Source organism: Aureimonas sp. N4 (assembly GCF_001463925.1).
GTDB classification, from domain to species: domain Bacteria; phylum Pseudomonadota; class Alphaproteobacteria; order Rhizobiales; family Rhizobiaceae; genus Aureimonas; species Aureimonas ureilytica_A.
The window spans coordinates 17,872-44,771 of record NZ_BBWS01000046.1 but is presented as its reverse complement, the minus strand read 5'-3'; the positions used below and the strand labels follow the sequence as shown (position 1 = coordinate 44,771).

Genomic DNA, 26,900 nt, shown 5'->3' with positions numbered 1-26,900 from the left:
CGGAGCGATGGATGAGAACGGCCCGGACGGCGAGCGCGCCATCCGGGCCGTTTCGCGTTTCATGAGGAAGAGGCGTGGAGGCCTCCCCGCTCACTTCGACAGGTCGAGCGCCGCCGTCAGATCGCCCATAGGCTTCTCGTGGTTCTCCGCCAGCGCCTTGTCGCGCAGCGCGAGACCGGGAAGAACCGGCAGGTCGTAGCGCTCGGTGATGAAGCGCAGGATCGAGGTCGTGTCGTACTGCGTGTGGTCCACCGTGCCCTTGCGTGCGAAGGGCGAGACGATGATGGCGGGGATGCGGTTGCCCGGACCCCAGCGGTCGGCCTTGGGCGGGGCGACATGATCCCACAGGCCGCCGTTCTCGTCATAGGTGACGACGACGAGCATGTGCCCCCATTGCGGGCTCTTTTCGAGATGGGCGATCACGTCGGCGATGTGCTCGTCGCCGCTCGCCACATCCGTATAGCCATTGTGCTCGTTCAGATTGCCCTGCGGCTTGTAGAAGGTGACGGCGGGCAGATGGCCCGCGTCGATATCGGCGATGAACTTCGCCCCGGCCATTCCGCCGTCCTTCAGATGCTCGGCGCGCGCGGGCGTGCCCGGCGCATAGGCCGCGAAATAGTTGAAGGGCTGGTGGTGGAACTGGAAGTTCGGCACGGGCCGGGCGTTCTTGCCGTCCAGCGTGTCCTGCCAGGCGCCGGCATACCAGGCCCAGCCGATCCCCTTCTGCGACAGGAGATCGCCGATCGTCTCCTCATGCTGCGGCGGTAGGGTCGTGGGCTTGGCCGGGTCCGCATAGGCCTTGTCGCCGCCCTCGGCCGGGGCGTTGGCGCTCGGCTGATAGGGTGGCTGCATCGTGTTCACGGCGTAGAAGTCCGGCGTCAGATTGCCGTCCTTCTCGAATTTCGGCATGCCCTCCAGCGCCGAAGCCGGGGAGTTGGCCGCGAGCGTCAGCGTCTTGCCATCGCCATCCACCGCCGCGATCAGATCCTTGGCCGGGCTCTTGTCGGCGTCGGGATAAACCGGCGCGCAGGCGCAGGCGAGCTGGAAATGGTTGAAGAACGAGCCGCCGAAGCCCGCCTGGAAGAAGTGGTCGGCCAGAACGTATTTCTGCGCGACCTTCCACATCGGCATGTTCGAGCCGTCGAAATGGCTCATGACCAGCGCGCCGGAATCGGCCCATGCCGCGAACTTGTCGTTCTTTCCACCGTCGATCTGCATCTGCTCCTGATAGAAGCGGTGCCAGAGATCGCGTGTGATGGTGCCGAGCGACAGGTCGAAGCCCTTGGGATCGTCCAAAGCGAAAGGCGCGTTCGGCAGGTGCTCGGTCTGCGTTTCGTTGATGACCGGGGTCACGCCCTTGGCCGTCAGCCCTTCCCAGACCGGCGGCAATTCGGACAGCGGCTTGCCGTCGCGGTCGAGCTGGAGCTTGGATTCGGCGGAGGCCTGCGCGATACCGTCCGCGCCGGGGAAGGCGCCATAGAGATTATCGAAGCTGCGGTTCTCGGCATAGATCACGACCACGGTGTCGATCTTGTCGAGCCCCGCCGGTGCGGCGCAGGCCATGCTCGGCGCGAGCACGAGCGCGGCGGATGCGCCCGCCAGAAGACGGCGAGAAAGCTGGGAAAGCTTCATCATCAAGAGCCCTTCGAAAGAGGCCGGCCGCAAGGGAAGGCGGCGAACGGCACGGCCCTCCAGCGGGAGGGTTCGCGCCGCCGCTCTAGGCCCGAGTTCTGACAGGTTCGTGACAGTTTCACATTTGCGTGAAAATTAAATCGGCGCTGGAATTCATCGAGATGTCACGAACCGCGCCGATAGGAGCGAGCGCCAAGCGCGGCGAATCGCTGTTGCCTGCGAGTTGCCTGGACGATCCGCTGCGGCCAAGCCCGCCGCTTCGCGTGCTGCTGGGTGCGCGAGGTTCGCCCTGTCGATGTGAAGAGTCGCCGATATGACCCCGCAGCCCCTTCGTCTGCGCCTTGCTGCCCTGCTGGGCCTGACGCTCACCGCCTTTGGCGCGCCCTTCCTGCCCGCGCTGGTTCAGGCCGGCGGGCCGCCGCGCCCCGATGCCGCGCCGATGAGCCGTGTGCAGGCCTTTGCGCGGGCCGATGCGCTCCGGGCGCTCGGGCAAGAGATGTTCTTCGACCCGTCCCTGTCGGCGTCCGGCCGCCAAGCCTGCTCGACCTGTCACGACCCGGCCCATGCTTTCGGTCCGGCCTCGGCCGAGCCCGTGATGATGGGCGGGCCGGCGCTGGACCGGCCGGGCGTGAGGGCCGTGCCGTCGCTGCGCTATCTGCAGGCCGTCCCGCCCTTTACCCAGCATTATTTCGAATCCGACGACGAGGCCGACGAGAGCGTGGACAATGGCCCGACCGGCGGCCTCACCTGGGACGGGCGCGTAGACGGCGGCGCGGCGCAATCGGCGATCCCGCTTCTCTCACCCTTCGAAATGGCCAATGCGGATGCGGCGAGCCTCACCCGCTCGCTCGCCGCCGCGCCCTATGCGCCCGAGCTGAAGCGCCTGTTCGGGGGCGATATTTTCGAGCGGCCCGAGGATGCGCTGCACGCGGCCGGCAAGGCTCTGGCTGCCTTCGAGCAGAACCCGGCCGAGTTCTATCCCTATTCCACCCGCTACGACGCCTATCTCGCCGGCAAGGGCGATCTCACGGACCAGGAAAAACGCGGGCTCGCCCTGTTTCAGGCGGAGGACAAGGGCAATTGTTCGAGCTGCCATGTGAGCGAACGCGCCAATGACGGCGAGCCGCCGCAATTCTCCGACTTCGGTTTTCTCGCCATCGCGCCGCCGCGCAACGAAGCGATCCCGGCCAATCGCGATCCCCGCTATTTCGACCTCGGCCTCTGCGGCCCCTATCGCACCGATCTCAAGGATCACACCGACTATTGCGGCCTGTTCCGCACGCCCTCCTTGCGCAATGTCGCCCTGCGCACGAGCTTCTTCCACAATGGCGTGTTCCATTCGCTGCGCGATGCGGTGGCCTTCTATGCCACGCGCGACACCGACCCCGGCCGCTGGTACGGGCACAAGGCCGACGGCACCGCCCGAACCTATGACGACCTGCCCGAGGCCGCGCGCGCTAATGTGAACCAGGAGCCGCCCTTCGGCCGCAAGCCGGGCGGCGCGCCAGCCTTGAGCGAGAGCGAGATCGACGATGTCGTGGCCTTCCTGAAGACGCTGACGGACGCCGACCTCGCGCCCAAGACGGATGCGCCCCGGCCCTGACGCCCAAATCCTTGCCCGGCGAAAGGCGCGGAACCCATGGGGGAGAACGGGATTAACCTTTTCGAACAACGAGAAGGAGCGATCGCATGTCCTCCAAATCCCCGCCGATCCCGGCCGAGAATCTGAGCCCGAAAGGACCGGGCGACCACGAGACCCATAAGGCTGATGCCGTCGCCAAAGGCGCTCAGGCCTCCCCCGGCAATCTCGATACGCAGGGCCGGCAAGGCAATATCCACCAGAACACGACCCATCAGGGTCATCAGCAGGACCGCTAGCCATGTCCAGCTCATCGAAGACGGAAAGCGCCAACCGCCATCATGGCGGCCCCGGCTCCAGCCATCAGGCGCCCGACCGACCCGACCCCACCGAGGGTCGCGGCCCCAAGCCGGGCGAGCCGACCAACGGCCCTCGCGCGCAAGTCTCGGGCGGTGGCGGCGAGCAGGACACGCACCATACGCATGACGCGAAGCTGAAATAGGCGGATGCGTCGGAACTCAGGAAAGGCCCGTTTCACGGCGGGCCTTTCTCCTTTTTGGGCCGTCGTATCCATCGGCCGTCGGAAAGCCTCCGCGCTGTTGAGGCCCCCGAACGGTTTGCCCCATCCACCCACCGTCTCGCGGCCGAGGCTGGGCTTGGCCCACGCATCGTCTTCCTTGGGCGCTTCACGCCGACGACACATCTCACGCCGTCCCGGCCCGATAAGTGGCCCGACAGGCCCTGAGATCATCGGCGCGAAGGCCGGCGCGTTTCCCAACCCGAGCGTCCGAGCCGCATTGCTTCGGCGAGCCGGGGAGCCGTCAGCGAAAATCGAAGCCCGACGCCCCATTGATCTGTAACCATAAGGTGTCCGACGAGGCATTCCCCAAGCCTTCGTTCACCATTTGCCGCCAAGCTTCCTTGATCGGCCTCCGCTCGCTGCCCAGGGAACTTGAGCATGACCCGGCTTCTCGGCTTTGCCGTCTTCGCCTCGATCGTCGCCATGGCCTTTCCATCGGTGTTCGAGCGCTATCGCGCGACGCTGCAAACGGGCGAGGCCGAGCAGTTGACCCCGCCGGCCAAGGTGGTGGAAGCCGCACTGCCAGCGCCCGCGAGCGGTCGCGGCCTGCAACTGCGCGCCGACGCGGACGGGCATTTCCGCACGGAGGCGCGCTTCGAGGGGCGCATTGAACCCGTGCTGATCGACACGGGCGCGACCTATGTGGCCGTCAACGAGCGCACGGCGCGCCGACTCGGCATCAATGTTCCGCCCGAAGCCTTCACCGGCGTGGCCCAGACCGCCAACGGCCCCATGCCCGTCGCGCTCGCCAAGGCGAGACGCATTGCCATCGGCTCGGTGGAGGTGCGCGATGTCGATGTGATGGTGGCCAAGGGCGAGGCGCTGTCCACCACCCTTCTCGGGATGAGCTTCCTCAAGCGCCTGAAGAGCTTTTCGGCCAGCGGCAATACGCTGACGCTGGTGCCCTGAGGGCGACGGGCGAGCCATAGGTCGCGCGAGGCCCAGGCTTCCGGCACCCATTGCGCCCCATCGCAGGGACGGCTTTATCCGATCCGGTCGATCACATCGCGGCTTTCAGGAGCCGTCTCGGCCAGCGTGATACCGGCGAGAACCTGCGCCACCCCGCGCTCGGCTTCTGCTTCGCTTCGGGCATGAACGAAGCCCAGTGGATCGCCTAGCGCGACAGACGTCCCGAGCGGCGCGATGGCTGACAGGCCGACCGAGGGGTCGATCGCCTCGCCCGGCACGCTGCGACCGCCGCCCAGTTGCACCACGGCCAACCCCAGCGCGCGCGTGTCCATCCCGGCCACGATGCCGGCCGAAAGCGCGGCGACGGGGCGCACCACGGGCGCGGCTGGCAGGTAAGCGTCCATCCGCTCCACGAAATCGGCAGGGCCGCCCAGCCCGGCCACCATCGCGCCGAAGCGCTCCAGCGCCACGCCGCTTTCCAGCGCGCGCGCAGCCAAGGTCTCGCCTTCATGGGCGTTTCCGGCGAGCCCCGCCTGGACCAGCGCTTCGGCGCACAGCGCCAACGTGACCCGATGCAGCCGCGTGCCGGCGCTTTCGCCCTTCAAAAAACGAACGGCATTGGCCACTTCCAGCGCATTGCCGGCTTCCGCTGCCAGCGGCTGGCTCATATCGGTGAGCAGCGCGCTGCAGGGCAGGCCAGCCCCGTTGGCGACATCCACCAGCGCGCGGGCGAGTGCGCGCGCATCCGCCTCATCCGCCATGAAGGCGCCAGAGCCCGTCTTCACGTCGAGAACGAGGCTTTGGAGGCCGGCCGCGAGCTTCTTCGACAGGATGGAAGCGACGATGAGTGGCGTCGATTCCACCGTGGCCGTCGTATCGCGCACGGCATAGATCCGCCCGTCCGCCGGGGCAAGGCGTGCCGTCTGCCCGACGATGGCGCAACCGACGTCTTGGACTACGGTGCGAAAGCGCTCCGGCTCGGGCGTGACCGTGTAGCCCGGAATGGCTTCCAGCTTGTCCAGCGTGCCGCCGGTATGGCCGAGGCCCCGGCCGGAGATCATCGGCACCGCCGCGCCGCAGGCGGCCAGGATCGGCGCGAGCATGAGGGAGACATTGTCGCCGACGCCGCCGGTGGAATGCTTGTCGGCGACCGGGCGCTCCAGAAAGCGCCAGTCGAGCACATCGCCGGAATCGCGCATGGCGAGCGTCAGCGCGACGGTCTCGTCGCGATCCATCCCACGCAGGAAGATCGCCATGCAGAGCGCGGCGATCTGCGCATCGGGGATCGCGCCCTCGCTGACGCCGCGCACGAAATCCGCGATCTCGGCTCCGCCCAGCGCCAGCCCGTCGCGCTTGGCGCGGATGATCTCGGCGGGCAGGCGCATCAATAGCCGCTCGTCTCGCCGCCTCGCCCGTCCCCGCCGGCCACCGCCAGAAGGTCGGTCAGGACACCGGATGCGCCGAGCCGGAAGCGGTCGGGCGTTGCCCAGCCCGCGCCGCAGACTTCCTCCGCCATGTCGCGATAGAGCTTGGCGTCCTCGTAGGTCTTGATGCCGCCGGACGGCTTGAAACCGACCGCGCCGCCGCTATTCGCGATGGCCTGAAGCAGGATGCGCGCGGCCTCGGGTGTTGCGCTGACGGGCACCTTGCCGGTGGAGGTCTTCAGGAAATCTGCCCCGCCCCGCAGCGCGGCCTCTGAGGCCGAGAGGATCAGGTCGGGGTCGCCAAGCTCCCCCGTTTCCAGGATGGCCTTCAGCCGCGCCGATCCGGCCGCCGCCTTCACCGCGCGCACCTGAGCCTCGACAAAGGCCGGATCGGCGGCGACGCGCCGATAGGCGATCACGAGGTCGATCTCGTCCGCGCCATCGGCCACGGCCTGCTTCGTTTCCCGGGCGGTGGCCTCCACGTCCTCGCCCCCGGCCGGAAAATTCACGACCGTCGCCAGATGGATGGTCTCGGGCAGAATGGCCCGCGCCTGCGCCACGAAGCGCGGCCAGATGCAGATGGCCGCGACATCGCCCTCGGGCGTGCGGGCGCGCTTCACCAGCGCGTCGATATCGGCCGGTGTGCAGGTCTCGTTGAGATTGGTGAGGTCGAGGCAGGCGATCAGCCGGCGTGCGTCGTCTGCGCGATCCCTCATAGGGCGAACTCCGGCAGGGCGTGGGCGAGGATGCGGGCGAGCTTGGCGCCGCCGATCGGTGCCATGTCCTTGGTTTCGGTGTGGCTGAGTTCCGCGCCCGTCATGCCCGCGCCGAAATTGGTGACGACGGAGGCGCCGACGACGCGAAGGTTCAAGAAACGTCCGAGGATCGTTTCCGGCACGGTGGACATGCCGACCGCATCCGCGCCAAGAACCCGCGCCATGCGGATTTCGGCCGGCGTCTCGAAGGACGGTCCGGAGAACCACATATAGACGCCGCGATGCAGCGTCTCCTCCGCTTTGATCGCGCCGCGCAGCATGGCCTCGCGCAGCTGTGGATCATAGGCCGAGGTCATGCCGACGAAGCGCGCGTCGGTCGGCTCCCCGATCAGCGGATTGGCCCCGGAAAAGGCGATGTGATCGTCGATCAGCATGACCTCGCCGGGCGCGATCGCAGGGTTCACCGAGCCGGCCGCGTTGGTGATGCACAGGATCTCGACGCCGACCGCCTTCAGGGCTTCCAGCGCCGGGCGCATGGCCGCCGCGTTGCCCGCCTCGTAATAATGGATGCGGCCCGACAGGATGAGGACATCGACGCCGGCCAGCCAGCCCGAGACCACCTCGCCCGCATGGCCCGATACGGCCGAGACGGGAAAGCCTGGAAGATCGCGATAGGGAATGTGATGGGCGTCCTCGACCTCGCGCACGAGCGCGCCGAGGCCGGAGCCGAGCACCAGCGCGACGCGCGGCCGGCGCGCGCCGAGCCGATCCCGCAGGGCATCCGCCGCCGCGCTCACGAGACGGCATCCGTCGGGAAGGCCTTGGGCAGAAGTTCGCCCATCAGCATGGTTTCCACCACGCCCTCAACGGCGTCGCACAGGAACACGCGCGTCTCGGCGCTGGCGAACTCCGCGATGCGCTGGCGACAGCCCCCGCAAGGCGAGCAGGCGCGCAGCCGCTCGGCGACGACCGCGATCTCGGCGATCTTGCCGCCGCCATCCATCACCATATGGGCGATGGCCGTCGTCTCGGCGCACCAGCCTTCTGGAAAGCTCACGACCTCGATATTGCAGCCGCTATAAATGCGCCCGTCCTCGGTGCGCAGGGCCGCGCCGACGGGAAAGTTGGAATAGGGCGCGTGGCACTTCTTCATGGCCGAGCGCGCCTTGAGGAACAGGTCTTCCGACATCAGCGCTCTTTCACATAGGGCACGCCGCCGGCTTTGGGCGGGTGCGACTTGCCGACGAAGCCGGCGAGCAGGATCACCGTCAGGATATAGGGCAGCGCCTGGACGAGCTGCGGCGGGATCTGGCCGATGAGAGGCAGTTCCGTCGTCTGGAGGCGGATCGAGGCCGCGTCCAGAAAGCCGAACAGAAGGCAGGCGAGCATGACGGGCACCGGCTTCCAATTGGCGAAGATCAGGGCGGCCAGCGCGATATAGCCGCGCCCCGCCGTCATCTCGCGCGCAAAGCCCGCCGACTGCGCGATGGCGAGATAGGTGCCGGCCATGCCTGTCAGTACGCCGCAGATGATCACGGCGCGGTAGCGCAGCCATGTGACCGAGATGCCTGCCGTATCCACCGCGCCCGGATTTTCGCCGACCGCGCGCAGGCGAAGGCCGAAGCGCGTGCGATAGAGCACCCACCAGGTGAAGGGCACGGCGAGAAAGGCGAGATAGACGAGAAGATTCTGCCCCGACAGAAGGCCGGAATAGACGAAGCCCAGAACCGGCACATCCTTGACCGCCTCCGCGCCCGGCAGCGCGATATCGAGAAAGCGCCCGCTTTGGCTGAGCGTCGGCGTGTTGCCGCCCTGCCCGAACCAGGCTGCGCCGAGAATGATGGTGAGACCCGACGCAATGAAGTTCAGCGCCACGCCCGAGACGATCTGGTTGCCGCGATAGGTGATCGAGGCCAAGCCATGGACCAGCGAGAAGACGACGGCGACACCGATGCCGGCGGCGAGGCCCGCGAAGGCATTCTGCGACAGCGCGGCGACGGCGGCCGAAGCGAAGGCCGCCGCCAGCATCTTGCCTTCCAGCCCGATGTCGAAGACGCCCGAGCGCTCGGAATAGAGGCCAGCCAGCGCCGCGAAGAGAAGCGGCGTCGAGAGGCGGATGGTGGAATCCAGGAGATTGAGAAGGCCGAGCAGTTCCATCAGCGGGCCTCCTCGGCGGGCACGGATTTCGTCAGCGGCAGGCGCACGAAGCCGTAGAGCCGGCCGACGCCCGGCCGCAGCATGTTTTCGAGCGCGCCGGCAAAGAGGATCACGAGGCCCTGGATGATGACGATCATGTCGCGCGAGATCGAGGGCATGTCGAAGGCAAGTTCCGCCCCGCCCTGATAGAGAACGCCGAAGAGAAGCGCGGCCGGAAGGATGCCGAGCGGATGGCCCCGGCCCATGAGCGCGACGGCGATGCCCACAAAGCCTGCGCCGGCGGGGAAGTTGAGCTGAAGCCGGTACTGATCGCCCATCACCGAGTTCAGCGCCATGATGCCGGCGAGCGCGCCGGAGATCAGCATGATGGTCACGACGAGGCGCGTTTCCTTCATGCCGGCATAGCGCGCAGCGGCGGGCGAGAAGCCCAGCGTGCGGATTTCATAGCCGAGCCGCGTGCGCCAGATCAGCACCCAGACGAAGAGCGCAGCCGCAAGCGCGACGAAGAAGGTCATGTTCAGGGGCGCGCCGCCAAGGCTCATGCCCAGACTCTCGAACAGCCCGCCGAGCTTGGGCAATTGCCCGCCGGCATCGAACTGGCGCGTTTCGGGCTGCATCGTGCCGAGCGGGCGCAAGGGGCCGACCAGGAGATAGACCATCAGCGCCGAGGCGATGAAGTTGAACATGATCGTCGTGATGACGACATGGCTGCCACGCTTGGCCTGGAGATAGCCTGGCAGGAACGCCCAGGCCGCGCCGAACGCGCCGGCCGCGACCACCGCCAAGGGCAGGTTCACCCACCAGGGCAGGACGGTGCCCAGATTCAGCGCCACCAGCGCGACGCCGAGGCCACCCACATAGGCCTGCCCCTCGCCGCCGATATTGAACAGGCCGCCGTGAAAGGCGACCGCGACGGCAAGGCCCGTCAGGATGAAATTGGTCGTGTAGTAGAGCGTGAAGCCGAAGCCCTCGCCATAGCCGAAGGCCCCGCGCAGCATGAGGCGCGCGGCCTCGACCGGGCTTTCGCCGACGGCCAGGACCACGAGCCCGGCGACCAGAAAGGCCACCACGACATTGACGAGCGGAATGACGCCATGGTCGATCCAGGCGGGAAGCTTGGTATAGGGTCGGCTCATGCCGGGTCCTTCGGCTGATTCAGAAGGTCGAGCCGCCCGGCGGCGTCGAGCGCGAAGAAGGGATTGTGGGCGATCTCCCAGAGATGCCCGTCGGGATCGGCGAAATAGCCGGAATATCCGCCCCAGAAGACCTTTTGCGGGGCCTTCACGGGCACGCCGCCGGCCTCGCAGGCGAGCGCGAAGAGCCGGTCGGTCTCGGCCTCGCTGGCAAGATTGATCGCCAGCGTCATGCCGCGAAAGCGCGGCAGCCCTTCCAGCGGCAGCGACGCGTCGTCGGCGAGATCCTGCAATCCGAAGAGCGAGAGAACCAGCCCCTCCCCTTGCAGGAAGATCACCTTGTCGTTGCCCCGATCCGTCCTCACCCAGCCGAGCGTTTCATAGAAGCGGGCAGCGCGGGCGAGGTCGGTGACGCCCAAGGTGACGAGCGTGACGCGCGCGTCCCTCATTCGGCCGCCTCCGCCGCCGTCTCGCCGGCCATCATCAGGCCGAGTTCGCCTTCGGACGTGTCGGGGCTGCGTTCGCCGACGACGCGGCCCGCGCACATCACGAGGATGCGGTCGGACAGGGCGCGGATTTCGTCGAGTTCGACGGAGACGAGCAGAACCGCCTTGCCGGCGTCGCGCATCTCGATGATCCGCTTGTGGATGAATTCGATGGCGCCGACATCGACGCCGCGCGTCGGCTGGCCGATGAGAAGCACGGCGGGGTCGCGCTCCATCTCGCGCGCCAGAACGACCTTCTGCTGGTTGCCGCCGGAGAAATTGGCGGTCTTCAGATCCGCCGAGGGCGGGCGAATGTCGTAGGCCGCGATCTTTTCCTTGGCTTCCGCGCGCATGGCCGAAACGCTCAAGAACGGCCCCTTCGCATAGGCGGGGTCGCGGTGATAGCCGAGAATGGCGTTCTCATATTCCTTGAAGGGCAGGACGAGGCCCATATGGTGCCGGTCTTCGGGCACATGGGCGAGGCCCCGCGCGCGAAGGCCGGCGGGGTCCATGTCGCGCTTCAGGTCCAGCGCCTCGCCGTTGAGACGTAGCGTGCCACTCTCCGCCGCCCGAATGCCCGACAGCGCTTCCAGAAGCTCCGACTGGCCGTTGCCCGCCACGCCCGCGATGCCGACGATCTCGCCCGCGCGCAAGCTGAACGACACGTCGTCCACCATGGTGACACCGCGCCCGTCCCGCACGGTGAGGTTTCGCACTTCGAGAAGCGGAGCCTTCGGCGCGGCCTCGCCCTTTTCGACGCGCAAAAGCACGCGCCGACCGACCATGAGTTCGGCGAGTTCCGCCGCGCTAGTCTCTGATGTCTTCACCGTCGCGACGATCTCGCCGCGCCGCATCACCGAGACATTGTCCGTGACGGCCAGGATCTCGCGCAGCTTGTGCGTGATGAGGATGACGGTCTTTCCGTCGTCGCGCAGGTGGCGGAGCACGGAAAAGAGCTGGTCGGCCTCGGCCGGCGTCAGCACGCCGGTCGGTTCGTCGAGGATCAGGATTTCCGCGCCGCGATAGAGCGCCTTCAAAATCTCGACGCGCTGCTGAAGGCCGACGGGCAGCGTCTCCACCACGGCGTCCGGATCGATCGCCAGCCCATGCTCGCGCTCCAGACGGAGAAGCTCGGCCCGCACGCGGCGAATGCCGGGCGACAGGAGGCCCGACTGCTCGGCGCCGAGCATGACGTTTTCCACGACCGTGAAATTCTCCACCAGCATGAAGTGCTGATGCACCATGCCGATGCCGGCCGCGATCGCGGCATTCGAATCGGGGATGGAAACCGGCGCGCCGTTGACGCGAATCTCGCCCTCGTCGGCCTGATAGAAACCGTAGAGGATCGACATGAGCGTGGACTTGCCCGCGCCGTTTTCGCCGACGATGCCGTGGATCGTGCCCTTTTCCACGCGCATGTTGATGTCGCGATTGGCCTTCACGGGGCCGAAGCTCTTGGAAATGCCGATCAGTTCGATCGCTGGCGCCATGCCGTTCCCGGATCTCGAAATTCCTGTTGCGCGCAAGCTTAAAGGCGGGCGCGCCTGATTGCCAGCGGGGCGACGCAACGAGGCGTGGAGCAAAAACGGCTTGAACCCCGGGCCATTGCAGGCCACCTCCTTCGGATACTTTGCCGGAGCCAGCCGCCGCCCATGTCCTCGCCCAACCCGAACCCGTCCCGCCCCCAGCCCCGCCGCCGCGCGGACTTCGCCGCCTTCGTGCCGATCACGACCCGCTGGTCGGACAATGACGCCTACGGGCATATGAACAACGCGGCCTATTACACCTTCTTCGACACGGCGGTGACGACCTGGCTCCTGCAGCAGGGCCTGCCGACGACGCCCGGCGAGACGCTGCTTTTCGTCGCCGAAACGGGCTGCCGCTATCTTTCGGAAATCGGCTTCCCCGATCAGGTGACGGTGGGCCTTGCGATCTCGCGGCTCGGCACCTCGTCCATCGCCTATGACATCGCGCTGTTTCGCAATGACGAGGACGTGGCGTCCGCCGAAGGCATCTTCGTCCATGTGCATGTGAGCGCGGCGACGCGCCGCCCCACGCCCCTGCCCGACCAGTTGCGGACGGTTCTGGAAAGGATCGTGCGATGAGCGGGGCGGAGGAGCGGCTGGTCGAGCTGGAAATCCAGATCGCGCATCAGAACCGCACGATCGAGGAGCTGTCCGGCGAGATGGCGCGGCAGGGCGCGGAGCTCGACCGGCTCCGCAAGATCATGAAGGCGCTGGCCGAGCGGTTCCTGGCGCTGGAAGAGGTCGCGACGCCCCGGCCTGAGATCACCAAGCCGCCGCATTATTGAGGGTCGCGCGAGCCCGTCAGGGCAGGCGCGCCACGCGCTCGGTGAGCAGCGAGAAGAAGCCGTCCGCATCGCCCGAGCGCACATAGAAGGCGTTGGGCTGGCGGTCGGTCACGCGCCAGAAATCCACCACCGTCATGCCGCGCGTCAGCGCGCTGCCGGTCTCGACCTCGACATTCACCCGCCGGCCCTCGAACAGGTCCGGCCGCAGAAGGAAGGCCGTGACGCAAGGATCGTGCAGTGGCGCGCCGTTCCAGCCATATTTCTTGAGATCATAGGTCTCGGAGAAGCTGAGCATGGCGGCGACCGCCGCGCCCGCCTTGTTGCCGATCTGCCGGAAAGCCTCGATGCGCGGCGGCGTCGAATGCATCTGATGCGTTACGTCCAGCGGCAGGACGGTGATGTCCGCGCCCGAGCGGAACACGATCCCGGCCGCGTCCGGGTCCACATAGATATTGAACTCGGCGGTCGGCGTGATGTTGCCGACCTCGAAATAGGCCCCGCCCATCAGGACGACGCCCTGAAGCCGCTCGATGATGTCGGGCGCCTTGAGGAAGGCCAGCGCGATATTGGTGAGCGGGCCGAGGGCGGCGATCGTCACGGTCTTGTCCGGTAGGCGGCGCACCGTGTCGATGATGAAATCCACCGAATGCCCCTCGCGGGGCTTCGTCACGGGCTGGGGCAGATCCGGCCCGTCGAGCCCGGTCACGCCATGCACATGCTCGGCCGTCACAAGGCGATGGGCGAAAGGACGATCGGCCCCGGCATAGACCGGGATATCCGGCCGCCCGGCAAGTTCGACGAGGCGCAGCGCGTTGTTGACCGTGTGATGCAGCGGGATGTTGCCGGCGACCGCCGAGATGCCGAGCACCTCGATTTCGTCAGGCGAGCCCAGCGCGGCGAGAATGGCCACCGCATCGTCCTGCCCCGGATCGGTGTCGAAAATCACCTTGCGCATGGCGCGCTCCTTTTTCATCCGCATTCGGGCGGGCGTCTAACACTCCGCCTCCCGCTTGGCCAGAAGGCGGCCGCCGCCAACGAAAACGGCCCGGAAACCCTCGGTTCCGGGCCGTGCGATACCGTCAGAAGCCTCACCTCAATAAGGGCAGGTGTTGTCCGTGTTGTAATTGTGGACCTTGATCGTGCCGGCGATGATGTCGGCCTTGGCCTTCTCGACGGCCGCCGTCATCTCGGGCGTCAGCAGAGCCTTGTTGTTGTCGTCAACGGCATAGCCGACGCCATCCTCTTTCAGGCCGAGCGTCACCGTGCCGCCCTTGAACTCGCCCTTCTTGGCGTCTTCGAAGGTCTGGTACACGGCGTTGTCGACGCGCTTCACCATGGAGGTGAGGACATGGCCGGGATGCAGCATGTTCTGGTTGGAGTCGACGCCGATGCCGAACTTGCCGGCATCCGCCGCGGCCTGGAGCACGCCGATGCCGGTCGCGCCGGCGGCGTGGAAGATCACGTCCGCGCCCTGCGACATCTGCGAGCGGGCGAGTTCGCCGCCGCGCACCGGGTCGTTCCAGGCGGCGGCCGTGGTACCCGTCATGTTCTCCAGATATTTGGCGTCCTTCTTGGCCGCCATCACGCCGCCCTTGTAGCCGCAGGCGAAGTTGCGGATCAGGGGAATGTCCATGCCGCCGACGAAGCCGACCGTGCCGGTCTGCGACTTCATGGCCGCGAGCATGCCGACGAGGTAGGAGCCCTCTTCCTCCTTGAAGAGGATGGAGCGCACGTTCGGCAGGTCCACCACCGTGTCGATGATGGCGAACTGGAGGTTCGGATATTCCTTTGCGACATTCGTCACGGCCGCCTGCTGCGCGAAGCCGACCGCGATGATGGGCGAGTTTCCGTCACGCGCGAAGCGGCGCAGCACCTGCTCGCGCTGCGTCTCGTTCTGCATCTCGAACTCGCGATAGGGCGTGCCCGACTCCGCCTTGAACCGCTCGGCGCCATTGAAGGCGGCCTCGTTGAAGGACTTGTCGAACTTGCCGCCGAGGTCGAAAATGACAGCGGGCTTGAGGTCGGCCGCGAGCGCGGGGCCGGCGACGGAGGCGAGGCAGGCGGCGAAGAGGCCGGCGAGGATGGACTTCATGGGTTTCGCGCAATCCCTGTTGCTGGGGCGAGGCGCGTGGCCTCGCTCGGCTTTGGCCCGGCTTGTGGCCGCCGGACTCTTCCGATTGCGGAAACTGGCACGAAGCGCCCGCGCGCGCACCTAAAATTCGCTGTTATCCTCAACGCAACGCCGTGAATCCACGCGGCTTTGCACCTTCCCTAGACGGAAGGGGAAGCTGCGGGAGGGCGCTGCGTCGAGCATCCCTCCCACTTGCCTGTTTCGGAAGCTGACTGCCTTACTCGGCGGCAACAGCGCCCAGACCAACGGGGCAGCTCACGCCCGTCCCACCCAGGCCGCAATAGCCGCGCGGGTTCTTGGCGAGATATTGCTGATGGTAGGTCTCGGCGTAGTAGAACTCCGGCGCGTCGAGGATTTCCGTCGTGATCGGGTCGCGGTGCCCGGCCCGGCGCAGGGCGTCGCCATAGGCCTCCTTCGCGCGCTCGGCCGCCTCGCGCTGGGCCTCGCTGGTGACATAGATGCCGGAGCGATACTGCGTGCCGACATCATTGCCCTGTCGCATCCCCTGTGTCGGATTGTGCGCCTCGAAGAAGACGCGCAGCAGTTCCTCGTAGGACACGCGCGAGGGATCATAGGCGACGAGCACGACCTCGTTGTGCCCCGTCAGGCCGGAGCACACCTCCTCATAGGTCGGGTTGGGCGTGATGCCGGCGGCATAGCCGACCGCCGTCGAGACGACGCCCGGCACCTGCCAGAACTTGCGCTCCGCGCCCCAGAAACAGCCAAGGCCGAAAATCGCCGTCTCCATGCCCTCGCCGAACGGAGCCTTCAGCGGCGCGCCGTTGACGAAATGCGTCTGGGCGGTGGGGATCGGCTGCTCGCGGCCCGGCAGGGCATCGGCGCTGGAGGGCAGCTGCGTCTTTTTCAGGAAGTTCAATCCGAACATGATCCTTAGACCTTTCGTGGTGGCTCGCCGGGCCGGCGCGCGCGGGGCGCGCTTCCGGCGGCGATGAAGGCAATTCCAACAAGACCCAGAACGATCGAGGCGGGCTGACGGCCAAGCTCCGCGACAAGACGTCCTCGGTCTCCCCCAGTGAACACCGGATCGGCCGTCGGCTGCTCCGCCGCCGCCCCGTTGAGGCCCGTCAGCGCCACGGTCTCGGAGATCGAGAGAAGGCGCACATTGCTGGAGGCCAGCGAGCGCGCGACGTCCCCCACGGCCAGAACCGCGCCGGCCGCCAGAACCAGCACCCCGAGCGTTCGCAGGCACCAAGCCAGAAACCGCATGGACCCGACCTCCCCTCGCAGCCCGCGCTCCGCCTCTTGCCGTTCGACGGAACCGACCCGAGGGCGAAGACCGCCAAGCTTTGCCTCGTTTCTCCGAGATATGGGACGCACCCGCTCGTCGCGCAATGGCGCGAAGCAGAACCCCGCCCCTTCCGTCCCGATCGGCGAAGCTTGCGCGAAGCCGGCACCGTCGCAGGCTTTTCACAAAAGCCCTTGCGAGCGTCCCGCCCCGATGATACTGCGCGCCATCGGATCGATCGCGGCGCCCCAAACGCCGGCCCCGCCCGTAGGCGGCAGGCTTCGATCCGGTCTGGAGGGGTGGCCGAGTGGTTGAAGGCGCACGCCTGGAAAGTGTGTATACGGGAAACCGTATCGCGGGTTCGAATCCCGCTCCCTCCGCCATGCTTATTTTCTGTCCCCTAGATTTCAATGGGTTACGGGCGTTTTCGTCTAACTTGCCAGTTGAGTGAGACACTTCGGCTTGTGGTCCTGCCCCGTGAGCGGTCAGGGCGCGGCCTTCCTCGCCCTTGTTCGGATAGGTCGCGTTATCGGTGATGCCGATCGCGGAGGGCGGGAGGCCGAAAGTGCGAGAGATGACGAGACCGGAATCTTTCCGGCTGCTCAGACACTCGCTGTCCTTGTTCGAGATGGTGAAGCGCTCGAACGTCTTACCGCCGCCGAACCTTGTCATCTGTGCGAGTGGGGACATGCAGCATCTCGTCTCTAAGGATGATCTCGGAGTCGCGGTCTTATAGCGAAAGCGCTCGGCGGGCGGATACCGTGCCGAACGGAAGAGGATGAAGCGCAGCGGCCTGCCCTCGGCCGTTCCAGTCGATCCGGGCGAACGCGTTGCCGTGGGTCAGAAGGCTGGCGATCCTCCATTCGCGCCCGGCGAAGGAGGTCAGGCCGGGCCGAGTCTCGCCTTGGAGCACCGGACAGACAGCATGGTGCGTGGCGGGCGCGATCCCCATCCCTCGCTGAAGCGGTGCGGCTCGAGCGGCATGGCCGCCAGGGTTTCAGCAATGAGGCGGATGCAGGCGAGCGCCGTGATCACCGCCCTCTTGCAACCCGGCCACGCGAGGACGATCGAGACCTCATGCAGCTCGATGGCGCGCAACTCGCGCCTGTCGCCGGTGCAGTGCTCGTCCACTGCGTTGAAGCTGAAGAACATGCCGCCGAGATCACCCCGCCCGGCCAGCGCCAGAACGTCCGGCCAAGCGCGTCTCCCGAAAGACGAGGCCTCCTGCTCTGGGTGCGGCCAAGAACCCGGCTGGGGTCATGATCGACCAGGGCGAGCATACCACGGCCGGACCGCAGAGAAGCGGCGAAAGCGCCCGCCCGGATCGTCTGCGTGACGCGCTCGGCGATGCGGGCCTCGATCCCGAAGGATGCGGCGTACCCCCCCCACTGCCGCCCGCGCCCGGACTTCGACCGGCACGTCTCGACGTTCGAACGTCGTCGCATCCATCTGCAATCCTCCGCATGGGCGAAAGCCTTCGGCTCGCGGACCACGCCGTCCGCGTCGAGGAAGGCATGGATGAGACACCGCCAACCCCATGCTGGAAGCCCGCGCCTGAAGACGGAAGCAAGTTCCAATGCCCAAGGGGCAACGGCATCCGGCGGCGCTGAAGCAGGCAAGCCTTCGGGAACAGGCCGATCATTCGGGAATCCGTTCTGGCGCAGACACGCCCCTTGCGGAAGGGGGCGAGGTAAGCTCGCTCATGGTCTCGGGTCTGCCCCGTGGCACGGCTAGGGCGTGCCACAGATCGAGCGGCCTCGCTCATTCCGATCCCATCATGGGAGGACCCGATCGGGTCGATCCCGAAGAGAGGCGTGACAGACAAGGGCCACGGGTCAACCAGAGCGAGACCTCAGCTCAGGAGCGCTTGACCCAACACGCCGGATGGGGAAATCCCGATCACGACGAGCCAATTGGCTATTCGAAACAGACCCTCCGTGGAGCGCCGATCCGCCTACAACATGTTCTCCACTCTCTCCCACGCATGGGAAAGATGGCGGGTGAGGATTTCGGCGAGCGCGGGACCGTCGCGCTTTTCCAGGGCCACGATCATCTCTTCATGCTCGGCAACGGCCGCCGCCCATTTTTCCGCGCCCTCGTGCGCGATGAAACGCACGCGCTTCAGCCGCATCTGCAACCCGGCATGGACATGGGCGAGAGCCGAATTGCCGCTGAGTTCGACGATCCGCGTGTGGATCTCCTGATTGAGCTTGTAATAGGCCAGCCGGTCGCCGGCCCGATATCGCTCCATCATGGCGTCGTGCGCGCGTCGGACGGCGGCGATGCCCGCGTCCGTGCCGGCCTCGCAGGCGAGGCGGCCGGCGAGGTGCTCCAACTCGCGGATCACGACCAGCATGTCGTGGACGTCCTTGCGGTCGAAGCGCCGCACGGTGGCGCCGCGACTGGGGATCAGCTCCACCAGCCCTTCGCTCGCCAGATACTTGATGGCCTCGCGCAGGGGCGTGCGCGACACCCCGAGCTGTTCGCCGAGCTGACCCTCGTGCAACCGGGTGCCGGGCTCCAGCGCGCCCTCGATGATCATGTCGCGCAACCGCCCGACGATCGTGTCGTGCAGCGAGGTGCGCGAGATGCGCCCCATGTCCGAACCGGCCGCGCCGTCGCTCGGGCGCGGTGCCGACACCGTTTCGCTCATCGTTCCTCCCTGCGGCAGACGCCCGCGCCTTCTCATCCGTCAATCACCACAAACGCACGACACCGTCAAACCGGAATTCTGTATGCAGAATACAAAAGGCTTGATGCGTGTGTTCAGATGGGTTAGCAATGGCGCCACGCTTCATACGGGAGGACTGGGAATGGCTTTTGCGACCAACGGCACCGAGCGTCCGATCGTGGCCCTCGCCATGGGCGACCCCGCCGGCATCAGCCCGGAACTCACCGCCATGCTGCTGGCCGATCCCGAGACCAACGAGCGCGCGCGCGTCGTGGTCTTCGGCGACCGCCGCATTCTCCATCGCGGCGCGAGTGAGGCCGGCGTGACGCTCGATCTCGGCGAGGCCGCCGACGCCACATCGATCGGCGACGGCTCGCGGCCCGTCATGGTGGATCTGAAGAATCTGGCGGTCGAGGACGTGCGCCGGGGCGAGGCGACGCTGGAGGGCGGCACCTTCGCCACCACCAATTTCCGCCGCGCGCTGGAAATGGCCCATGCCGGCCAAGCCGACGCCGTGATCTTCACGCCGTTCAACAAGCAGGCGATGCGCTTCGCCTATCCCGGCTACGACGACGAGATCCGCTTCGTGGTCGACGTCACGGGCTTTTCAGGCAAGGTGCGCGAGTTCAACGTTCTGGAGAAGGTCTGGAACGCGCGCGTCACCTCGCACATCCCCTTGAAGGAGGTGTCGGACCACCTGTCGGTTGAGGCGATCCTGGCCGAGGTGAAGCTCACCCACGACTGCCTCAAGCAATCCGGCGTCACACGCCCGCGCATCGCGATCAACGGGTTGAACCCGCATGCCGGCGATGGCGGCGCTTTCGGCATGGAGGAGATCGAGATCATCGAGCCCGCCGTGCGCGCCGCGAAGGAGGCCGGCTACGAGGTGGACGGGCCGTTCCCGGCCGACACCGTGTTCCTGCGCGCCCTGAAGGAAGGCTGGCACGCGGTGCTCACCATGTATCACGATCAGGGCCAGATCGCGATGAAGCTGATGGGCTTCGACAAGGGTGTGACCATGATGGGCGGCCTGCCGTTCCCGCTCTGCACCCCCGCCCACGGCACGGCCTACGACATCGCCGGCAAGGGCAAGGCCGATCTGGGCGCGACGCGCGAGGCTTTCCGCCTGGCGGTTCGCATGGCCAACCAGCGCCGCGCGCTGGCCGCCGCTGCCGAATAGGCGAAACGTTCCGAACAGGCGGGGGAGAGAAACCGCATGTCAGAGGCAAACGGGCGCAAGTTCGATCGAACCAACTGGCCGATCGCGGCCGCGATGATCCAGTATCCCGGCATCTTGCCGGATGGCCGGTCCACGCAGGATCAGAGCCCCGAGGAATGGTCCGCGACGTTGGCCGACGTCGCGGATGCGGGCTTCACCGAACTCGACCCGACGGACGGCTGGCTGCGCATCGCCGACCTCGAACCCTCGCGTCTCGCCGAGTTCATGGGCGTCGCCGCCTCGCACGGGCTGACGATCCCCGCGATCTCGACCGCGCGCAAGAACCTGATCGACCCGGCTCTGGGCGAGGCGCATGTCGCCTATGGGCACCGCGTCCTCGACACGGCGGCCAAGGTCGGGGCGAGCGCCGTCTCCTTCGGGTTCTTCGGTCCGCTCAACGAGGCGCAGAAAAAGGCGCTCTGGTTCTGGACCGTGCAGGGCGAGCGCAATCCGACCGACCCGGACACCTGGGCGCTGGCGGTCTCGCGCCTGCGCGATCTCGGCCAGCACGCAAGCGACCTCGGGCTCGAAATTTCGCTGGAAATGTACGAGGACACGTTGATCGGCACCGCCGACGGCGCGGTGCGCTTGGTGACCGACGTCGGTCTGCCGAACGTGAAGATCAACGCCGACATCGGCAACCTCATCCGCCTCCATCGCCCGGTCGAGCCCTGGCAGGCGATGATGGAGAAGATCGCGCCCTTCGCCGGCTTCTGGCACGTCAAGAACTACACGCGCATCGAGGACGAGACGACGGGCGCGATCATGACCGCGCCGGCACCGCTCGAATTCGGCACGATCAACTACCGCACCGCCATCCGCATGGCTCTGGCGCACGGATTCCGCTCGCCCTTCTTGGTCGAGCACTACGGCGGCGACGGCCTGTCGATCAGCGCCACCAATCGCGACTATCTTCGCCGCATCCTTCCGCGACCGGAAACCACGGCATGACTCTGATCCACGACGAACCCGAACGCTTTGCTTCGAGCGCCCTCGAAGGCTTCTGCGACATCCATTCTCATCTGGTGCATCCCGTGCGGGGCGGCGCTGTGCGGGCGACCGAGACGCCGCAAGGCAAGGTCGCCCTCGTGATCGGCGGCGGCTCGGGCCATTATCCCGCCTTCGGCGGCTATGTCGGCGTCGGGCTGGCGGACGCGACGGTGGCAGGCGACGTCTTCGCCTCGCCCTCGACGGAATCGGTCGCTCGCATCTGTCGGCAAGCCCATCGCGGCGGCGGCATCGTGCTCGGCTTCGGCAATTATGCCGGCGACGTTCTCAATTTCGGCGCGGCGGCGACCCGCCTGCGTGACGAGGGCATCGACGTGCGCGTCATCGCCGTCACCGACGATGTGGCGAGCGCCCCGAGGGAGACGCCGGCTCTGCGCCGGGGCGTCGCGGGCGACGTGCCCGTATTCAAGATCGCGGGCGCGGCGGCGGAAGCCGGCCTCTCGCTGGACGAAGTGGAGCGGCTGGCACAACTCGCCAACGCACGGACCCAGTCCTTCGGCATCGCCTTTTCCGGCTGCACGCTGCCGGGCGCGAGCGCTCCCCTCTTCACCGTGGACAAGGGCATGGTCGCGGTCGGCCTCGGCATCCATGGCGAGCCGGGCATCCGCGACGAAACGGCGATGCCGGCCAAGGATCTGGCCAACCTTCTGGTCGAGCCGCTACTGGCCGAGCGCCCCGAAGGCGCGAGCGGGCGGGCGGCCGTGCTCCTCAACGGGCTCGGCGCGACGAAATACGAGGAGTTGTTCGTTCTCTGGACGCATGTCGCTCGTCGCCTGCGCGGCGCGGGTCTGACGCTCGTGCAGCCCGAGGTCGGCGAGTTCGTCACCTCGCTCGACATGGCCGGCTGCTCGCTCACCATCACCTGGCTCGACGACGAGCTGGAGCCGCTATGGCTCGCCCCGGCTCATGGCGCGGCCTTCCGGCGCGGCCATGTCGAGCCGCGCGCCGTGGCCGGGAAGCCGGTCGAGCAGGACGCGGAGGCGCTGCGCTTTCCGCCCGCTTCGGACGCCTCGCGCGAAAGCGCTCGCCGCGCCTGTGCGATCGTCGAGCGGCTGGCCGCCGTGCTGGCCGACGCCGAGGAGGACCTTGGCCGCATCGATGCCGTGGCCGGCGACGGTGACCATGGGCAGGGTATGCGACGCGGCTCGTTTGCCGCCGCTGAGGGCGCGCGCAAGGCCCTCGCCGCCGGAGCTGGGGCGGGCTCGCTCCTCGCCCATGCCGGCGACCGCTGGGCCGACACGGCGGGCGGCACGTCCGGGGCGATCTGGGGCCTTCTCCTGCGCGGCTTCGGCACGGCGCTGGGCGACGAGGCGGGTGTCGATGCGGCTGCCGCATCGCGCGGCATGATCGCGGCTCGCGAGGCCGTCATGACGCTCGGGCGGGCCAAGCCCGGCGACAAGACGCTGGTGGATGCGCTCGTACCCTTCGTCGATGCGCTGGAGGCCGAGGTGACGCGCGGTGCCGGGCTGCGCGACGCCTGGAGCACGGCCGCCGAGGCCGCCACGCGCGCCGCCGAGGAGACCGCCAAGCTCACGCCCCGTCTCGGGCGCGCCCGGCCGCTCGCGGCCAAAAGCATCGGGCATCCCGATGCCGGCGCGGTCTCGCTCGCGCTCTGCGCCCGCACCGTGGGCGACGTTCTCAAGGCCGGATAGCCGGCCTTCCCTTCTTCACTTCAACGATCCGTCTGGGAGGCATGATCCATGAAGCTTTTCGCGACCACCGCACTCGTCACCCTCGCCCTTGCCGCGCCCGCCATGGCGCAGTGGGCGCCGACCAAGCCCGTCGAGTTCATCGCGGCGGGCGGTGCGGGCGGGGGCACCGACCAGTTCGCGCGCCAGATTCAGGCGGCGATCGCCAAGGAGAACCTGTCGCCCACCAATGTCGTCGTCTCCAACAAGGGCGGCGGCTCGGGCGCCGAGGCCTTCATCTACGGCGCGGGCTCGAAAGGCGACGCGCACAAGCTCATTCTCGGAACCTCCAACGAGTGGCAGCTGCCGCTCGTCACGCGCCTCGGCTACAAGTCCGACGACCTGACGCCGATCGCGACCTTGGCCGTCGACGAGTTCGTGGTCTGGGTGCAGGCGAACAGCCCCTACAACACGATCACCGATCTCGTTGAGGCCGGCAAGGCGACGCCCGGCAAGATCCGCTTCGGCGGCTCGCAGTCCAAGGACGTCGATCAGACGCTGGTGCGCCGCATCGAGGCCGCAACGGGGGCGAAGTTCCTCTACATCCCCTTCAAGTCGGGCTCGGAAGCCGCCGTGCAGCTCGCGGGCAATCATATCGACGGCAACACCAACAACCCGGCCGAGAATGTCGGCCAGTGGCGCGCGGGTCAGGCGAAGCCGCTTTGCGTGATGTCGGACCAACGCATGGCCGACACGACCAAGGTGACGGACACGATGTCATGGAACGACATCCCGACCTGCCGCGAGCAGGGTCTTCAGGTGGACGCCTACCAGATGCCGCGCACGGTCTTCGCGCCCGCCGGCGTGCCGGCCGAGGCGGTCGCCTGGTACACCGACCTCTTGAAGCGCGTCTCCGACACGCCGGAGTTCAAGGCCTATCTCAAGAACACCTCGCAGACCGCTCGCTTCATGACCGGCGACGAGTTCAAGTCCTACATCGCCGCCGATGTCGAGCGCTCGCGCAAGCAGTTCGAAGCGGACGGCTGGCTCGTCAACTGAGCGACCGATCGACAACCGGGGCGGCCGCGATCGGCCGCCCCGACTTTTGAAGCGGACATCGCAAGGGAGGACGCGCGATGGTCACACGCCGTCATATCGAAGTGGGGACCGGCCTGTCGGCGGTGTTTCTTGGGCTCGTCACGGCCTATGGCAGCCTGGAGAACGGCATCGGCTGGACGGATTTCGGACCGTCGGCCGGCTATTTCCCGTTCCGCATCGGCGTGATCCTCGCCATCCTCGGCCTCGTCATCGCCGTCAAATACGGCCTGACGGGCCGCCGCCGCGCGCCCGCCAATCTGGAAGCACAGGCAGCCGGTGGAGCTGCCGCGCTGCACGAGCCCACGGGCCTCGACGAGCGGTTTCTGGAGGACGGTGCGCTCGGGCGCATCGCCTCCGTCTTCGTGCCGACGGCCGTCTCGGCGGCGCTGATCCCCTGGCTCGGTATCTATCTCTCCGGCGCGCTCTTCCTCGTCTTCTCCATGATGACGCTTGGCAAGGTCGGCGCCGCGAAGGCCACGCTGATCTCGGTCGCCACCATGGCCGTGTTCTTCGTCACATTCGAATTCTGGTTCCAGGTGCCGCTGGCCAAGGGCGTCGTCATGCCCTTGCTCGGCATCTACTGAGGAGGCGCTCGCCATGGCCGATATCGCCAATCTCCTGCACGGCTTCTCCGTCGCCTTCTCGTTCTATCATGTTGCCCTCATCGTCATGGGCGTGCTGCTCGGGATTCTGGTCGGCGTGCTGCCGGGCCTCGGCGCGCCGAACGGCGTGACGCTGCTCCTGCCGCTCACCTTCACGATGGAGCCGGTCTCGGCGATCATCCTCCTCTCGTCGATGTACTGGGGCGCGCTGTTCGGCGGCTCGACGACGTCGATCCTCTTCAACATTCCCGGCGAGCCCTCGTCGGTCGCGACCACCTTCGACGGCTATCCGATGGCCAAGCAGGGCCGGGCGACGGAAGCGCTCTCGACGGCCTTCTTCTCGGCCGGCATCGGCGCGCTGACGGGCGTCGTCGTCATCACGCTTCTCGCCGGCTGGATCGCGCAGTTCGCGCTTCAGTTCTCCAGCCCCGAATTCTTCGCGATCTACCTTCTCGCCTTCTGCTCCTTCATTGGGCTCGGCGGTGGCGATCCGATGAAGGCGGCGGTGTCGCTTCTCGCGGGCCTCGCCTTCGCCACGGTCGGCATGGACACGGTGTCGGGCGAGTTGCGCCTCACCTTCGGCTGGCCGGACCTCCTGCGCGGCATCTCCTTCCTCGTCGCCGTGATCGGCCTTTTCGGCATCGGCGAGTTGCTGCTGACGGTCCAGGAGGAGCTGAAGTTCAAGGGTGTCTCCTCGAAGATCGAGGTGCGCGAGATCTTCAAGGCGCTCGCCCGCCTGCCGCATTACTGGATGACCTTCGTCCGCTCGGCCCTCGTCGGCGTCTGGATGGGCATCACGCCGGGCGGGCCGACGGCGGCCTCCTTCATGAGCTACGGCCTCGGCCGCCGCTTCGGAAAATACGGCAGGAACTTCGGCAAGGGCGAACCCGAAGGCGTCATCGCGCCTGAGGTCGCCGACCATTCGGCCGGCACCTCGGCGCTCTTGCCCATGCTCGCGCTCGGCGTGCCGGGCTCGGCGACGGCGGCGGTGATGATGGGTGGCCTGATGATCTGGGGCCTCCAGCCCGGCCCGCTCCTCTTCGTCGAGCAGCCCGATTTCGTCTGGGGCCTCATCGCCTCGATGTATCTCTCCAACGTGATCGCCGTGGTGCTGGTGCTCGCCACCGTGCCGCTCTTCGCCTCGATCCTGCGCATTCCCTTCGGCATCATCGGCCCGATCATCATCGTGGTCTGCCTGATCGGTGCCTATACGGTGGCGAACGCCGAGTTCGACGTGATGATGGCGGTCGCCTTCGGCATCGTCGGCTATGTCTTCAAGCGGCTGGACTACCCGATTGCGCCGCTGGTGCTCGCCATGGTGCTGGGCGACAAGGCTGAGGACGCGTTCCGCCAGTCGATGCTCTATTCCGGCGGGTCGCTGTCGATCTTCTGGTCCAACGGGCTCGTCGGCACGCTGATGGCGCTGGCCCTCCTGCTTCTGGCTTGGCCGCTGATCTCAAAGGCGATGCAGCTTGTCAGGCCGGCACAGGCCGCGTGAGGGGGCGCGGCGACTGTCATGTGCAAGGGGTGCGGGAGATGATCCCGCGCCCCTTTCCGTCGTATTGGGTCGCAACCTGGCAGGACGCTCTGCGGCAGGCCACGGGTCGATGACCAGCGAGTTCTCAGCGGCATCATCTTCGTCAACCGCAACGGCCTGCGATGGCGTGATGCGCCCAAGGACTATGGGCCTGCGAAGACGCTGTACAATCGCTGGAAGCGTTGGGGCGAAGCGGGCGTCTTCGTCCGAATGATGGAGGGTCTGGCCGCAGTCGGCGCCGATCCCAGGACCATCATGATCGACGCACCGACCTAAAGGCCCATCGTGCGGCGTCGAGCTTTGCGCTCAAAAAAGAGATCTCGGTCACCTGACCGGTCGGACAAAAGGCGGCATGAACACCAAGCTCCATGCTGTAGCCGATGCGAACGGTCGCCCGCTCAGCTCCTTCCTGACCGCTGGACCCGTCAGCGACGATACCGGCCCGGCAGCCTTGCTTGACGATCTGCCCGAGGCAATGGCTGCTGGGTGATCGCGGCTATGATGTTGACTGGTTCCCGGACGCTCTGGCGTCGAAGGGCATCAAGCCCTGTATCCTAGGGCGCACGTCGCGCAACGCGCCGGTGGGCTATGACAAACGCCGCTACATCAGACGCAACCGCATCGAGAGCATGTTCGGGAGACTGAAGGACTGGAGGCGCGTTGCAACCCGCTACGATCGCTGTCCGCCCGTCTTCTTCTCAGTCATCGCGCTGGCTGGCCACCCTACTCTTCCGGTTCTAAGCTATGAGTCCCCTACCTAACTTGGCTGTTGTGCGAGACGCTTTGCTTTGTTGCTGGCGCTTATTCTGCGCCAGACCTTGCCCCTGTTGTCAT

General features: G+C 67.0%; 27 protein-coding genes, 1 tRNA gene and 2 pseudogenes. 14 read left to right on the top strand and 16 right to left on the bottom strand.

Annotation, left to right across the window (positions count from 1 at the left end; genetic code table 11):
• Nucleotides 1-90 precede the first annotated feature (90 nt).
• Nucleotides 91-1,632: an acid phosphatase gene (locus AUL28_RS14515; RefSeq protein WP_374701430.1), complete on the bottom strand. Its 1,542-nt coding sequence runs from the start codon at nucleotides 1,630-1,632 to the stop codon at nucleotides 91-93.
• 313 nt (nucleotides 1,633-1,945) lie between these two features.
• On the opposite strand from AUL28_RS14515, the gene AUL28_RS14510 reads away from it, so the two are divergent.
• The 4 genes from AUL28_RS14510 (at nucleotide 1,946) to AUL28_RS14495 (ending at nucleotide 4,700) form a co-directional block, all read left to right on the top strand.
• On the top strand, nucleotides 1,946-3,235 hold the full coding sequence (locus AUL28_RS14510; RefSeq protein ID WP_062233890.1) for a cytochrome-c peroxidase: 1,290 nt from the start codon (nucleotides 1,946-1,948) through the stop codon (nucleotides 3,233-3,235).
• An 86-nt stretch (nucleotides 3,236-3,321) separates the two neighbouring features.
• Nucleotides 3,322-3,510 carry a hypothetical protein gene (locus AUL28_RS14505; protein ID WP_058636944.1) on the top strand — a complete coding sequence of 63 codons (189 nt, stop codon included), beginning with the start codon at nucleotides 3,322-3,324 and terminating at the stop codon, nucleotides 3,508-3,510.
• 2 nt (nucleotides 3,511-3,512) lie between these two features.
• Nucleotides 3,513-3,713, top strand: a complete 201-nt coding sequence (locus AUL28_RS14500; RefSeq protein ID WP_062233887.1) for a hypothetical protein — start codon at nucleotides 3,513-3,515, stop codon at nucleotides 3,711-3,713.
• A gap of 456 nt (nucleotides 3,714-4,169) precedes the next feature.
• Nucleotides 4,170-4,700 carry a retropepsin-like aspartic protease family protein gene (locus AUL28_RS14495; RefSeq protein WP_062233884.1) on the top strand — a complete coding sequence of 177 codons (531 nt, stop codon included), beginning with the start codon at nucleotides 4,170-4,172 and terminating at the stop codon, nucleotides 4,698-4,700.
• A 74-nt stretch (nucleotides 4,701-4,774) separates the two neighbouring features.
• On the opposite strand, the gene deoA is transcribed toward AUL28_RS14495, so the two are convergent.
• The 8 genes from deoA to AUL28_RS14455 are packed head-to-tail and all read right to left on the bottom strand — an operon-like array spanning nucleotide 4,775 to nucleotide 12,105.
• Nucleotides 4,775-6,085, bottom strand: coding sequence for a thymidine phosphorylase (gene deoA, locus AUL28_RS14490; protein ID WP_062233881.1), 1,311 nt, complete (start codon nucleotides 6,083-6,085; stop codon nucleotides 4,775-4,777).
• Entirely contained in the window at nucleotides 6,085-6,840 is a 756-nt protein-coding gene (deoC, locus tag AUL28_RS14485) for a deoxyribose-phosphate aldolase (RefSeq protein WP_062233878.1), read from the bottom strand. The genes deoA and deoC overlap by 1 nt, the downstream gene beginning before the upstream one ends.
• Entirely contained in the window at nucleotides 6,837-7,637 is an 801-nt protein-coding gene (locus AUL28_RS14480; RefSeq protein ID WP_062233875.1) for a purine-nucleoside phosphorylase, read from the bottom strand. The genes deoC and AUL28_RS14480 overlap by 4 nt, the downstream gene beginning before the upstream one ends.
• Complete coding sequence (locus tag AUL28_RS14475; protein ID WP_062222959.1) at nucleotides 7,634-8,029, bottom strand: cytidine deaminase; 396 nt, start codon at nucleotides 8,027-8,029, stop codon at nucleotides 7,634-7,636. The genes AUL28_RS14480 and AUL28_RS14475 overlap by 4 nt, the downstream gene beginning before the upstream one ends.
• Complete coding sequence (locus tag AUL28_RS14470) at nucleotides 8,029-8,997, bottom strand: ABC transporter permease (protein ID WP_062233870.1); 969 nt, start codon at nucleotides 8,995-8,997, stop codon at nucleotides 8,029-8,031. Before AUL28_RS14470 ends, AUL28_RS14475 begins: the two co-directional genes overlap by 1 nt.
• On the bottom strand, nucleotides 8,997-10,133 hold the full coding sequence (locus tag AUL28_RS14465) for an ABC transporter permease (protein WP_062233867.1): 1,137 nt from the start codon (nucleotides 10,131-10,133) through the stop codon (nucleotides 8,997-8,999). Before AUL28_RS14465 ends, AUL28_RS14470 begins: the two co-directional genes overlap by 1 nt.
• Nucleotides 10,130-10,579: a VOC family protein gene (locus tag AUL28_RS14460; RefSeq protein ID WP_062233864.1), complete on the bottom strand. Its 450-nt coding sequence runs from the start codon at nucleotides 10,577-10,579 to the stop codon at nucleotides 10,130-10,132. Before AUL28_RS14460 ends, AUL28_RS14465 begins: the two co-directional genes overlap by 4 nt.
• Nucleotides 10,576-12,105, bottom strand: a complete 1,530-nt coding sequence (locus tag AUL28_RS14455; RefSeq protein ID WP_062233861.1) for an ABC transporter ATP-binding protein — start codon at nucleotides 12,103-12,105, stop codon at nucleotides 10,576-10,578. The genes AUL28_RS14460 and AUL28_RS14455 overlap by 4 nt, the downstream gene beginning before the upstream one ends.
• A gap of 162 nt (nucleotides 12,106-12,267) precedes the next feature.
• Here AUL28_RS14455 and AUL28_RS14450 point away from each other — a divergent pair, with 162 nt between their 5' ends.
• On the top strand, nucleotides 12,268-12,720 hold the full coding sequence (locus AUL28_RS14450; protein ID WP_062233858.1) for an acyl-CoA thioesterase: 453 nt from the start codon (nucleotides 12,268-12,270) through the stop codon (nucleotides 12,718-12,720).
• Nucleotides 12,717-12,926: a SlyX family protein gene (locus AUL28_RS14445; protein ID WP_062233855.1), complete on the top strand. Its 210-nt coding sequence runs from the start codon at nucleotides 12,717-12,719 to the stop codon at nucleotides 12,924-12,926. The genes AUL28_RS14450 and AUL28_RS14445 overlap by 4 nt, the downstream gene beginning before the upstream one ends.
• Nucleotides 12,927-12,942: 16 nt before the next feature.
• Here AUL28_RS14445 and AUL28_RS14440 read toward each other — a convergent pair whose 3' ends face one another.
• From AUL28_RS14440 to AUL28_RS14425, 4 genes are all read right to left on the bottom strand, one after another.
• Entirely contained in the window at nucleotides 12,943-13,881 is a 939-nt protein-coding gene (locus AUL28_RS14440) for a nucleoside hydrolase (RefSeq protein ID WP_062234300.1), read from the bottom strand.
• Nucleotides 13,882-14,019: 138 nt separating this feature from the next.
• Nucleotides 14,020-15,018, bottom strand: coding sequence for a BMP family lipoprotein (locus AUL28_RS14435; protein ID WP_058636370.1), 999 nt, complete (start codon nucleotides 15,016-15,018; stop codon nucleotides 14,020-14,022).
• A gap of 256 nt (nucleotides 15,019-15,274) precedes the next feature.
• Entirely contained in the window at nucleotides 15,275-15,943 is a 669-nt protein-coding gene (msrA, locus tag AUL28_RS14430) for a peptide-methionine (S)-S-oxide reductase MsrA (protein WP_062233853.1), read from the bottom strand.
• Nucleotides 15,944-15,948: 5 nt separating this feature from the next.
• Nucleotides 15,949-16,284 (bottom strand): hypothetical protein, encoded by a 336-nt coding sequence (locus AUL28_RS14425; RefSeq protein WP_062222973.1) that lies wholly within the window; start codon nucleotides 16,282-16,284, stop codon nucleotides 15,949-15,951.
• Between the two features lie 312 nt (nucleotides 16,285-16,596).
• On the opposite strand from AUL28_RS14425, the gene AUL28_RS14420 reads away from it, so the two are divergent.
• A tRNA-Ser gene (locus tag AUL28_RS14420) sits at nucleotides 16,597-16,686 on the top strand.
• 499 nt (nucleotides 16,687-17,185) lie between these two features.
• Here the strand turns inward: AUL28_RS14420 and AUL28_RS23320 are convergent.
• From AUL28_RS23320 to AUL28_RS14405, 3 genes and pseudogenes are all read right to left on the bottom strand, one after another.
• Nucleotides 17,186-17,455, bottom strand: a complete 270-nt coding sequence (locus AUL28_RS23320) for a hypothetical protein (RefSeq protein WP_062233847.1) — start codon at nucleotides 17,453-17,455, stop codon at nucleotides 17,186-17,188.
• Between the two features lie 50 nt (nucleotides 17,456-17,505).
• Nucleotides 17,506-17,748: pseudogene (locus AUL28_RS23315) on the bottom strand (HK97 family phage prohead protease); the annotation flags it as partial.
• Between the two features lie 509 nt (nucleotides 17,749-18,257).
• Nucleotides 18,258-18,902 carry a GntR family transcriptional regulator gene (locus AUL28_RS14405; protein ID WP_192843473.1) on the bottom strand — a complete coding sequence of 215 codons (645 nt, stop codon included), beginning with the start codon at nucleotides 18,900-18,902 and terminating at the stop codon, nucleotides 18,258-18,260.
• Nucleotides 18,903-19,116: 214 nt separating this feature from the next.
• Here AUL28_RS14405 and AUL28_RS14400 point away from each other — a divergent pair, with 214 nt between their 5' ends.
• From AUL28_RS14400 to AUL28_RS22160, 7 genes and pseudogenes are all read left to right on the top strand, one after another.
• Nucleotides 19,117-20,154, top strand: a complete 1,038-nt coding sequence (locus AUL28_RS14400) for a 4-hydroxythreonine-4-phosphate dehydrogenase PdxA (RefSeq protein WP_058636364.1) — start codon at nucleotides 19,117-19,119, stop codon at nucleotides 20,152-20,154.
• 36 nt (nucleotides 20,155-20,190) lie between these two features.
• A complete protein-coding gene (locus AUL28_RS14395; protein WP_062233845.1) occupies nucleotides 20,191-21,144 on the top strand; it encodes a sugar phosphate isomerase/epimerase family protein in 954 nt (317 codons plus the stop codon).
• A complete protein-coding gene (locus tag AUL28_RS14390) occupies nucleotides 21,141-22,853 on the top strand; it encodes a dihydroxyacetone kinase family protein (RefSeq protein WP_062233841.1) in 1,713 nt (570 codons plus the stop codon). Before AUL28_RS14395 ends, AUL28_RS14390 begins: the two co-directional genes overlap by 4 nt.
• 48 nt (nucleotides 22,854-22,901) lie before the next feature.
• Nucleotides 22,902-23,888, top strand: a complete 987-nt coding sequence (locus AUL28_RS14385) for a Bug family tripartite tricarboxylate transporter substrate binding protein (RefSeq protein ID WP_062233838.1) — start codon at nucleotides 22,902-22,904, stop codon at nucleotides 23,886-23,888.
• Nucleotides 23,889-23,965: 77 nt separating this feature from the next.
• Nucleotides 23,966-24,511: a tripartite tricarboxylate transporter TctB family protein gene (locus tag AUL28_RS14380; protein ID WP_062233835.1), complete on the top strand. Its 546-nt coding sequence runs from the start codon at nucleotides 23,966-23,968 to the stop codon at nucleotides 24,509-24,511.
• 13 nt (nucleotides 24,512-24,524) lie between these two features.
• Nucleotides 24,525-26,027, top strand: coding sequence for a tripartite tricarboxylate transporter permease (locus AUL28_RS14375; RefSeq protein WP_058636359.1), 1,503 nt, complete (start codon nucleotides 24,525-24,527; stop codon nucleotides 26,025-26,027).
• Nucleotides 26,028-26,120: 93 nt separating this feature from the next.
• A pseudogene (locus AUL28_RS22160) lies at nucleotides 26,121-26,827 on the top strand (IS5 family transposase); the annotation flags it as partial.
• Between the last annotated feature and the right edge of the window lie 73 nt (nucleotides 26,828-26,900).

Excerpts from the sequence above, each read along its gene's own strand:
- AUL28_RS14515 (WP_374701430.1), bottom strand. The coding sequence starts at position 1,632 with ATGAAGCTTTCCCAGCTTTCTCGCCGTCTTCTGGCGGGCGCATCCGCC.
- AUL28_RS14510 (WP_062233890.1), top strand. The coding sequence starts at position 1,946 with ATGACCCCGCAGCCCCTTCGTCTGCGCCTTGCTGCCCTGCTGGGCCTG.
- AUL28_RS14505 (WP_058636944.1), top strand. The coding sequence starts at position 3,322 with ATGTCCTCCAAATCCCCGCCGATCCCGGCCGAGAATCTGAGCCCGAAA.
- AUL28_RS14500 (WP_062233887.1), top strand. The coding sequence starts at position 3,513 with ATGTCCAGCTCATCGAAGACGGAAAGCGCCAACCGCCATCATGGCGGC.
- AUL28_RS14495 (WP_062233884.1), top strand. The coding sequence starts at position 4,170 with ATGACCCGGCTTCTCGGCTTTGCCGTCTTCGCCTCGATCGTCGCCATG.
- deoA (WP_062233881.1), bottom strand. The coding sequence starts at position 6,085 with ATGCGCCTGCCCGCCGAGATCATCCGCGCCAAGCGCGACGGGCTGGCG.
- deoC (WP_062233878.1), bottom strand. The coding sequence starts at position 6,840 with ATGAGGGATCGCGCAGACGACGCACGCCGGCTGATCGCCTGCCTCGAC.
- AUL28_RS14475 (WP_062222959.1), bottom strand. The coding sequence starts at position 8,029 with ATGTCGGAAGACCTGTTCCTCAAGGCGCGCTCGGCCATGAAGAAGTGC.
- AUL28_RS14470 (WP_062233870.1), bottom strand. The coding sequence starts at position 8,997 with ATGGAACTGCTCGGCCTTCTCAATCTCCTGGATTCCACCATCCGCCTC.
- AUL28_RS14465 (WP_062233867.1), bottom strand. The coding sequence starts at position 10,133 with ATGAGCCGACCCTATACCAAGCTTCCCGCCTGGATCGACCATGGCGTC.
- AUL28_RS14460 (WP_062233864.1), bottom strand. The coding sequence starts at position 10,579 with ATGAGGGACGCGCGCGTCACGCTCGTCACCTTGGGCGTCACCGACCTC.
- AUL28_RS14455 (WP_062233861.1), bottom strand. The coding sequence starts at position 12,105 with ATGGCGCCAGCGATCGAACTGATCGGCATTTCCAAGAGCTTCGGCCCC.
- AUL28_RS14450 (WP_062233858.1), top strand. The coding sequence starts at position 12,268 with ATGTCCTCGCCCAACCCGAACCCGTCCCGCCCCCAGCCCCGCCGCCGC.
- AUL28_RS14445 (WP_062233855.1), top strand. The coding sequence starts at position 12,717 with ATGAGCGGGGCGGAGGAGCGGCTGGTCGAGCTGGAAATCCAGATCGCG.
- AUL28_RS14440 (WP_062234300.1), bottom strand. The coding sequence starts at position 13,881 with ATGCGCAAGGTGATTTTCGACACCGATCCGGGGCAGGACGATGCGGTG.
- AUL28_RS14435 (WP_058636370.1), bottom strand. The coding sequence starts at position 15,018 with ATGAAGTCCATCCTCGCCGGCCTCTTCGCCGCCTGCCTCGCCTCCGTC.
- msrA (WP_062233853.1), bottom strand. The coding sequence starts at position 15,943 with ATGTTCGGATTGAACTTCCTGAAAAAGACGCAGCTGCCCTCCAGCGCC.
- AUL28_RS14425 (WP_062222973.1), bottom strand. The coding sequence starts at position 16,284 with ATGCGGTTTCTGGCTTGGTGCCTGCGAACGCTCGGGGTGCTGGTTCTG.
- AUL28_RS23320 (WP_062233847.1), bottom strand. The coding sequence starts at position 17,455 with ATGTTCTTCAGCTTCAACGCAGTGGACGAGCACTGCACCGGCGACAGG.
- AUL28_RS14405 (WP_192843473.1), bottom strand. The coding sequence starts at position 18,902 with ATGGGGCGCATCTCGCGCACCTCGCTGCACGACACGATCGTCGGGCGG.
- AUL28_RS14400 (WP_058636364.1), top strand. The coding sequence starts at position 19,117 with ATGGCTTTTGCGACCAACGGCACCGAGCGTCCGATCGTGGCCCTCGCC.
- AUL28_RS14395 (WP_062233845.1), top strand. The coding sequence starts at position 20,191 with ATGTCAGAGGCAAACGGGCGCAAGTTCGATCGAACCAACTGGCCGATC.
- AUL28_RS14390 (WP_062233841.1), top strand. The coding sequence starts at position 21,141 with ATGACTCTGATCCACGACGAACCCGAACGCTTTGCTTCGAGCGCCCTC.
- AUL28_RS14385 (WP_062233838.1), top strand. The coding sequence starts at position 22,902 with ATGAAGCTTTTCGCGACCACCGCACTCGTCACCCTCGCCCTTGCCGCG.
- AUL28_RS14380 (WP_062233835.1), top strand. The coding sequence starts at position 23,966 with ATGGTCACACGCCGTCATATCGAAGTGGGGACCGGCCTGTCGGCGGTG.
- AUL28_RS14375 (WP_058636359.1), top strand. The coding sequence starts at position 24,525 with ATGGCCGATATCGCCAATCTCCTGCACGGCTTCTCCGTCGCCTTCTCG.